Source organism: Planktothrix sp., from assembly GCF_046067725.1.
In the GTDB taxonomy this organism is placed as follows: domain Bacteria; phylum Cyanobacteriota; class Cyanobacteriia; order Cyanobacteriales; family Microcoleaceae; genus Planktothrix.
The window spans coordinates 1-6,664 of sequence record NZ_JBJUDF010000334.1 but is presented as its reverse complement, the minus strand read 5'-3'; the positions used below and the strand labels follow the sequence as shown (position 1 = coordinate 6,664).

The following is a 6,664-nucleotide window of genomic DNA, read 5'->3' as shown; positions in this document are numbered from 1 at the left end:
ATATGGGTAAAAGTTGACCTGTATTGGTTGTCACTTGGATCAGCTTACCCGCAGCCCAAAGAGCTTGATTACCCGCACTAAAGATGTACTCCATCGTTTTTCTCCTTTATTGAGTCAGAGTAAAAAGTTAATAAAATTTAACTTCTATCAACTATTTATTTTTTTTGTGATCTTTGTTTATGCTTACTTTACCGTAAGTTAATTGATAATGCTTTACTTTTTATGATACCATAGAGCCATTAACAATCTAATAAATTCGATGGAACTGATATATGGACATCAGCTTAATTAACTCTGAGTGTCTAGCTTTACTATCACGGATGGCCGGGCAAGAACTTCAGAAAAAAGACGCTACCCCTGCGGTCGTTTTTATGGCATCGTTGCTGTGCGTGTTGATGGGTGTTATTTACCAGGATGGTACAATTACACCTCAAGAAAGAGAGCGTTGGAAAACGAATCTAACTCACCTGATTCCTCCTAACAGTAATTTAAAAAAATTAGTTCCTATTTTTACAAAACATATTCTTTTTTTTAAAATTTATCAAAACCTCAATGACTTATTATTATTAATATCTCCTCTGTCTGATACCGAGAAACTGTTATTAATCGGTTTTGGTTATCAAATGTCTGCTTCAGATGGTGAGATAGAACTTAGAGAAAAAGATTATTTAGAAAACATTGCTGATCAAATTAATATTGACTCTCGACATATACAAATTTTTGAATCCGCTTTTACCAACTTAGTTATTGAAGATCAAGAAGCATTGATTGAAGTGCATCGCTTACTTGATCCGGCTCAATTTCAATTATTAGATAATATTTTTGTTATAGCGGCTAAACATATTGTTGAATTTTTACCCCAAAAGCCTAGATTAAAACGAGATAAAATCCGGGTTTTACCTAATTATGAGAACCTCAAGCAAATTCAGAGTGATCACCAAGAATTAGATAATATTTGTTATCAATTTTATCAGATTATTGCTCAAGATGAGCATCAAGTCTGCTGGTCTAAAAATTTAATTGATGATCTTCAAGAAATTTCTAAGAAAAATCAATCAAAACGGTTTCGTGTAACGGTGGTTGGAGAATTTAGTCAAGGAAAATCAACCTTTTTAAATGCGTTAGTCGGTGAAGAGATTCAGCCTGTACGAGAAATTCCTTGTACTGGGGTCGTGAGTGTTTTACGATATGGAGAGGAAAAACGGGTTATTTGTTGTTATAAAGATGGACGAAAAGAAGATCTTCCTATAGAAAATTATCAAGAAAAAGTGAGTATTTCGGAAGAAGCTGCTATTGGAAATTTAAGTGATGAACTGACTCATTGTGAAATTGAGGAAATTATTTTTGAACATCCTGATTTAGACATTTGTAGCAGTGGAGTTGAAATTATTGATTCTCCTGGGTTGAATGAACATCCTGATCGAGAAGCGATTACTCAAAAGATTCTTAAAGATACGGATGCAGCTATTTTTATCACCAGTGCTTCCCGTTGTTTAGCTAAATCAGAACGAGATGTGATAGAAGGATTAAAACTTACCTTAAATTCAGGATTATCTGATCAACCTGCTAATAATCTTTTTATTTTAGTTAATTTTTGGGACTTGGTACAAACTGAGAAGGGACGCAATCAAATTCCTAAACGAATTGAAGAGAATATTCAGGGGAAAAACCCCATTATTTCAGGAGAAAATCGAATTCACTATATTTCTGCAAAATTAGCCTTAGATGCTATTGTGAATAATGAGCATAATGAATACATAGAAACTTTTGATTATTTTATTAATTGTCTTCAAGACTTTTTAGTCAATGAGCGAGGCAAACTTGAAGTTGCTTCTAGTGTAAATCGAATTCAAGCATTAACTGAAATAGCCGATAATGATTTGAAACAGTATGAGAAAATTTTAGAAGGAAAAATTAAAATTTCTGAATCAGCAAAACTGGAAATTTTTGAGAAAATTGGAGAAGCAAGTGGACGAGATCTTAAGATTTTAGAGCAGGCAAAATATAGTATAACTGTTTCCGTAGAATACGCGATTGAATCTTGGAATAAATGGGCTCAAGGGTTGGGAGAACGTATAGCAAAAAAAGCTAATACATGGACATCGCAACATTCACCTTTTGCGGATAAGGAGAAAGTGTTACAGGATTACTGCGAACAATTTACTCAAGATCTTTCTGAAGAAATACAAAATTGGATTGATGACTTACAATCTGAAATTTTATCCCAACAGGTAAAAGAGCTAAATAGTCTAATTCATTCCGAATTAGAGGCAATTAGAATAGATTTACAAAAATTGGGTAATCAACTAGGAACTAATTTAGATGAACAATTTACTAGCAACATGGCGAGTAATATTAGAGCTAATAATTTGGGAATTAACTCTTTCATGGCTGGTAGCCAAAATAATGATGAGGGTGGATTCAATATGTTTGGTAGTTTGGGAGCAGGTGGATTAACTACAGGTGCATTACTTGGCATTTTAGGCTTAGGATTTATCCCTGCACTGCTTGTTGGAGGTCTAGCGGCTGTCATTGGAGGTTTTTTATTTGGTAAGCCAGATCAAGATGAGGTTTATACTCAGTGTAAGTGGCAGGTATATGACTTAGGTTTTAAAAAGTTTTTTGAATCTGAAGAAGAAACTTTTAATACAATTATTGAAAATATTGAATTAGTTTATCAAGAACGATATCTTGTCGTTGCTGATATTATTGAGCAAGCAATGGCACTCTATGAAAATTTGATTGAGCAACAAGAAGAAGCTCATACTAAAACTTTAGAGGAAAAAGAAAAAACGATTGTTTGGATTAATAAACAACACCAAAAACTCAAAAATATTCAAAATGAATTAGAGGCTATTGTTACTGAAGTTACCTATTAATTAAGGTATACAACGATCTATTACGACTAGGCTCAGAAATCGGGTTTCTCATGTTATCGATCGGCGACAACCGAAACTGTTGTTAAGAAACCCGGTTTCTATTTCCCTAGCTTACTCACTTCTTAATAATCGGTCGTACTCTGCATGGGAACCAATCCAAAACCACACCATTTCACCGTTTTCTTCGACTGCTAAAGCTCGATAGTGGATTCCAATCCGCACTGACCAGAATGGCCCCACCTTCTTAAAGTGCAGCGAAGGATATCGAGAATCCTGCTTGAGTAACTCATAGAATCGATCAGCTAGTTCTTGAATCTCATTCGGTAACTGTCGATAGTAATACCAGAAATCAGGGGTTGCACAATATTTCACAGGTCAGTACAACGTCCTTCCCGTAGATGTTGGAGTGCTTGTTTAGCCAACCTATCGAGCCGACCTGTTGTAACATCTTGTTCAAATTGCTGATCCCAGATTTCTGCATCGAACTTTGCAAACCAAACACGGAAAGCTGCTAGTTCCTCTTTCGTTAATTGACTAACAGCACGTTCAATCTCCTGTAAATTACTCATACACTTAAAGTAAATTCAGCAATTAGGAATATAGCTAATTATACCCCTATTTATTTAATTTAATCTTCTGTATTTAAAATAGCAATTTGGAATAGGCTCAGAAACCGGGTTTCTCATGTTATCTATCGGCGACAATCGAAAGTTTTGTTAAGAAACCCCGTTTCTATTTCCCAAGTTAATTACTGTGATGATCCAAGTATTCCAATTAATGATCTCTGCTGTTTTTCTACTATATTAGAAAATTGTCTCCTGATAATTTGATTGGGAGGATTGACTAAAAACTTCGCAATATGCTAAGATTAACAAAGTGGGTAAAACCACACTTAAACAAAGGAAAGCAGATGATGGCTGTAAACCTAATCTGTGAACCAAGTTGCCTATGCACGTTATCAGCAAAACTCTGTTGAAACAATTCTGGGAGAAGCATCCGAATGCAGAAAGCGGATTAAAAAGTTGGTATAAAATTGCCAGTCAAAGCCAATGGAAGCACTTAGAGAATGTCCGTCAAACCTTTCCCCATGCTGACGCTGTTGGACAACTAACGGTTTTCAATATTTGTGGGAACAATTATAGACTGATTGTAAAAATCGTATTTCCGAAAGGAAAAGTCTATATTAGAGCCGTGCTAACACACGCAGAATATAGTAAAGGCAACTGGAAAAAAGACACTTGGTTTTAAAAACAGGAGTCTAATCTGTAAAGGTTAAAATATAGCTCGTTAAAGTTATTAAAATCATTTAGCTTTCCTTTTTTCTGAAGAATTTATCATCAATTGAGTTGAGCATTTTTGCTTAAAATTTTATAGAGATTAAACCTATGGTTACAGCAGAAAAGTATATGCAACTCCTCCAAGATTTTCCGCCTCGTCCCATTACCTCTGAAGAAGATTTTGAAGCGACTCAAGCTGTGATCAATAAATTACTAGATAAACCTGAACTCACCCCAGAAGAAGAAGACTATTTAGATGTTTTGGGTGCATTAGTTTCTGAGTATGAAAATCAACAAGAAGACCTAATTCCTGATATTTATGGTGTGGAACTTTTAAAAGTTTTAATTGCAGAACGCCAACTCAAACAAAAAGATTTGGTTTCTATCTTTAAAACTGAATCTATTGTCTCTGATGTTCTCAATGAAAAACGTCAATTAACTACCCGTCATATTCAAGAATTATCAGAGTTTTTTCATTTGTCCCCTGCTGTATTTTTTCCAAATTTAAAATAGTAATTCGGAATAGGCTCAGAAACCGGGTTTTTCATATTATCTATCGGCTACAACCAAAAGTTTTGTTAAGAAACTCGGCTTTTCTTTCTCAAGTTAATGGGTGTTATAATCCAAGTATTCTGATTAATAAGTACCATTGAAAGCAAAAATGTCAAAAGAAAATATAGCAACCGTTGTTAAAATCCTAGAATCTCTAACAGATGCTCAACAACAACAGATTATTGATCATTTACGAAAATATATTAAAGATCTACAAAACAAAAACGCCGATTTTGAAGATGAATTGCAGTGGGATCAATCTTTTCAAAAAAACCAAAGCAAGTTAGTCGCAGCAGCAAAACTGGCAAAACAACAAATTGCTCAAGGACAAGCACAACCTATGGACTATGAGCAATTATGAGGTCTGCTACTTTACCGTCTTTTTGGTCAGAATATCATCGCCTTCCACTCAACATTCGCAAAGAAGCGAGAAAAGCGTATCGTTTATGGTCAAATAATCCTTTTTATCCCTCCTTACACTTTAAGTGTATTAATCGTGATGAGGATATTTTGTCAGTCAGAATTACGCCAAATTATCGTGCGATTGGAATTTTACAAGAGGATACAGTTACATGGTTTTGGATTGGTAGTCATGATCAATATGAGGAGTTTTTTGGGTAAATTCAAGATTAGCAAATAAAGTAAATATTGAAAAAAAATTTTGATATACCTAGTTTATTGTTATAGTTCCCCATATAAAATACCCCTTACCGATGAGGTAAGAGGTAAGAAAAAAAACTCAATTTACTGCTATTGAACTGTTAACAATTCAACGGGTAAACGTTTAAATGCTAATCGTTCGTTTTCGATATCAACAAAAATAGTATCTCCATTCACAAATTCACTACGAAGAATGGCTTTAGCAATGGGGGTTTCTAATTCTCGTTGAATGGCTCGTTTTAACGGACGGGCTCCATACACCGGATCATAACCCACTTCTGCTAAGAAATCTAAGGCAGAATCTGATAATTTTAATGCCATTTTCCGGTCTGCTAACCGTTTTGATAACCGTTCAATTTGGAGACGAACAATTTGCCGTAATTCCTCTTTTTGTAACGCATGGAAAATGATCATTTCATCAATTCGGTTCAGGAATTCCGGTCGGAAACTTGCCCGCATTGCATCTAATACCCGACCCCGCATTTCTTCATATTGAGAATCCGAACCTGACACATCTAAAATATACTGTGATCCCACATTACTCGTCATAATAATAATGGTATTTTTGAAATCAACAGTATGACCTTGTGCATCCGTAACCCTTCCATCATCGAGGATTTGCAACATAATATTAAATACATCGGGATGGGCTTTTTCTATTTCATCAAACAAAATTACAGCGTAAGGACGGCGACGAATGGCTTCCGTTAATTGCCCCCCTTCATCATATCCCACATACCCCGGAGGAGCACCAATTAAACGGGAAACGGCGTGTTTTTCCATGTATTCCGACATATCAATTCGCACCATCGCTTCTTCGGTATCAAATAAATAGGAAGCTAAGGCTTTTGCTAATTCTGTTTTCCCGACTCCTGTGGGCCCTAAAAAGATGAAACTAGCAACGGGACGATTGGGATCAGCTAACCCGGCTCTTGAGCGTTGAATGGCATCAGCAACGGCGGTTACGGCTTCATTTTGACCGATAACTCGGTGATGTAATTCATCTTCTAAATTCAGGAGTTTTTGCATTTCCGACTCGACTAATTTACTAATCGGAATTCCTGTCCATTTCGATATAATTTCTGCAATATCGGCTTCGGTAACTTCTTCCCGCAATAAGGTTTTTCCACTGGTTTGAGTCGCTTCTAATTGCGCTTCTGTGGCTTTGAGTTTTTTCTTGAGTTCTTCAAGTTTACCGTATTTTAATTCCGCCGCTCGGTTTAAATCATAGTTGCGTTCGGCTTGCTGAATTTCAATATTAACCCGATCAATTTCTTCTTTGATGGATTGAATATC

General features: G+C 35.6%; 8 protein-coding genes. 5 read left to right on the top strand and 3 right to left on the bottom strand.

The window, feature by feature from the left end:
* The first annotated feature begins 272 nt into the window (after window positions 1–272).
* The gene (locus ACKPEB_RS20815) at window positions 273–2,879 is read left to right on the top strand and encodes a dynamin family protein (RefSeq protein ID WP_408966925.1); all 2,607 of its coding nucleotides are present in this window, start codon (window positions 273–275) and stop codon (window positions 2,877–2,879) included.
* A gap of 111 nt (window positions 2,880–2,990) precedes the next feature.
* Here ACKPEB_RS20815 and ACKPEB_RS20810 read toward each other — a convergent pair whose 3' ends face one another.
* Both ACKPEB_RS20810 and ACKPEB_RS20805 read right to left on the bottom strand, forming a co-directional pair.
* Entirely contained in the window at window positions 2,991–3,251 is a 261-nt protein-coding gene (locus ACKPEB_RS20810; RefSeq protein ID WP_408966924.1) for a hypothetical protein, read from the bottom strand.
* A complete protein-coding gene (locus ACKPEB_RS20805) occupies window positions 3,248–3,448 on the bottom strand; it encodes a hypothetical protein (protein WP_408966923.1) in 201 nt (66 codons plus the stop codon). Before ACKPEB_RS20805 ends, ACKPEB_RS20810 begins: the two co-directional genes overlap by 4 nt.
* 379 nt (window positions 3,449–3,827) lie before the next feature.
* Between ACKPEB_RS20805 and ACKPEB_RS20800 the strand changes: the two genes are divergently transcribed.
* From ACKPEB_RS20800 to ACKPEB_RS20785, 4 genes are all read left to right on the top strand, one after another.
* Window positions 3,828–4,127, top strand: a complete 300-nt coding sequence (locus ACKPEB_RS20800; RefSeq protein ID WP_408966922.1) for a type II toxin-antitoxin system HigB family toxin — start codon at window positions 3,828–3,830, stop codon at window positions 4,125–4,127.
* A 137-nt stretch (window positions 4,128–4,264) separates the two neighbouring features.
* A complete protein-coding gene (locus ACKPEB_RS20795; protein ID WP_408966921.1) occupies window positions 4,265–4,669 on the top strand; it encodes a type II toxin-antitoxin system HigA family antitoxin in 405 nt (134 codons plus the stop codon).
* A gap of 148 nt (window positions 4,670–4,817) precedes the next feature.
* Entirely contained in the window at window positions 4,818–5,069 is a 252-nt protein-coding gene (locus ACKPEB_RS20790; RefSeq protein ID WP_408966920.1) for a hypothetical protein, read from the top strand.
* Entirely contained in the window at window positions 5,066–5,329 is a 264-nt protein-coding gene (locus ACKPEB_RS20785; protein ID WP_408966919.1) for a hypothetical protein, read from the top strand. Before ACKPEB_RS20790 ends, ACKPEB_RS20785 begins: the two co-directional genes overlap by 4 nt.
* A 129-nt stretch (window positions 5,330–5,458) precedes the next feature.
* Here the strand turns inward: ACKPEB_RS20785 and ACKPEB_RS20780 are convergent.
* A partial coding sequence (locus tag ACKPEB_RS20780) for an AAA family ATPase (RefSeq protein WP_408966918.1) occupies window positions 5,459–6,664 on the bottom strand: 1,206 nt, incomplete at its 5' end.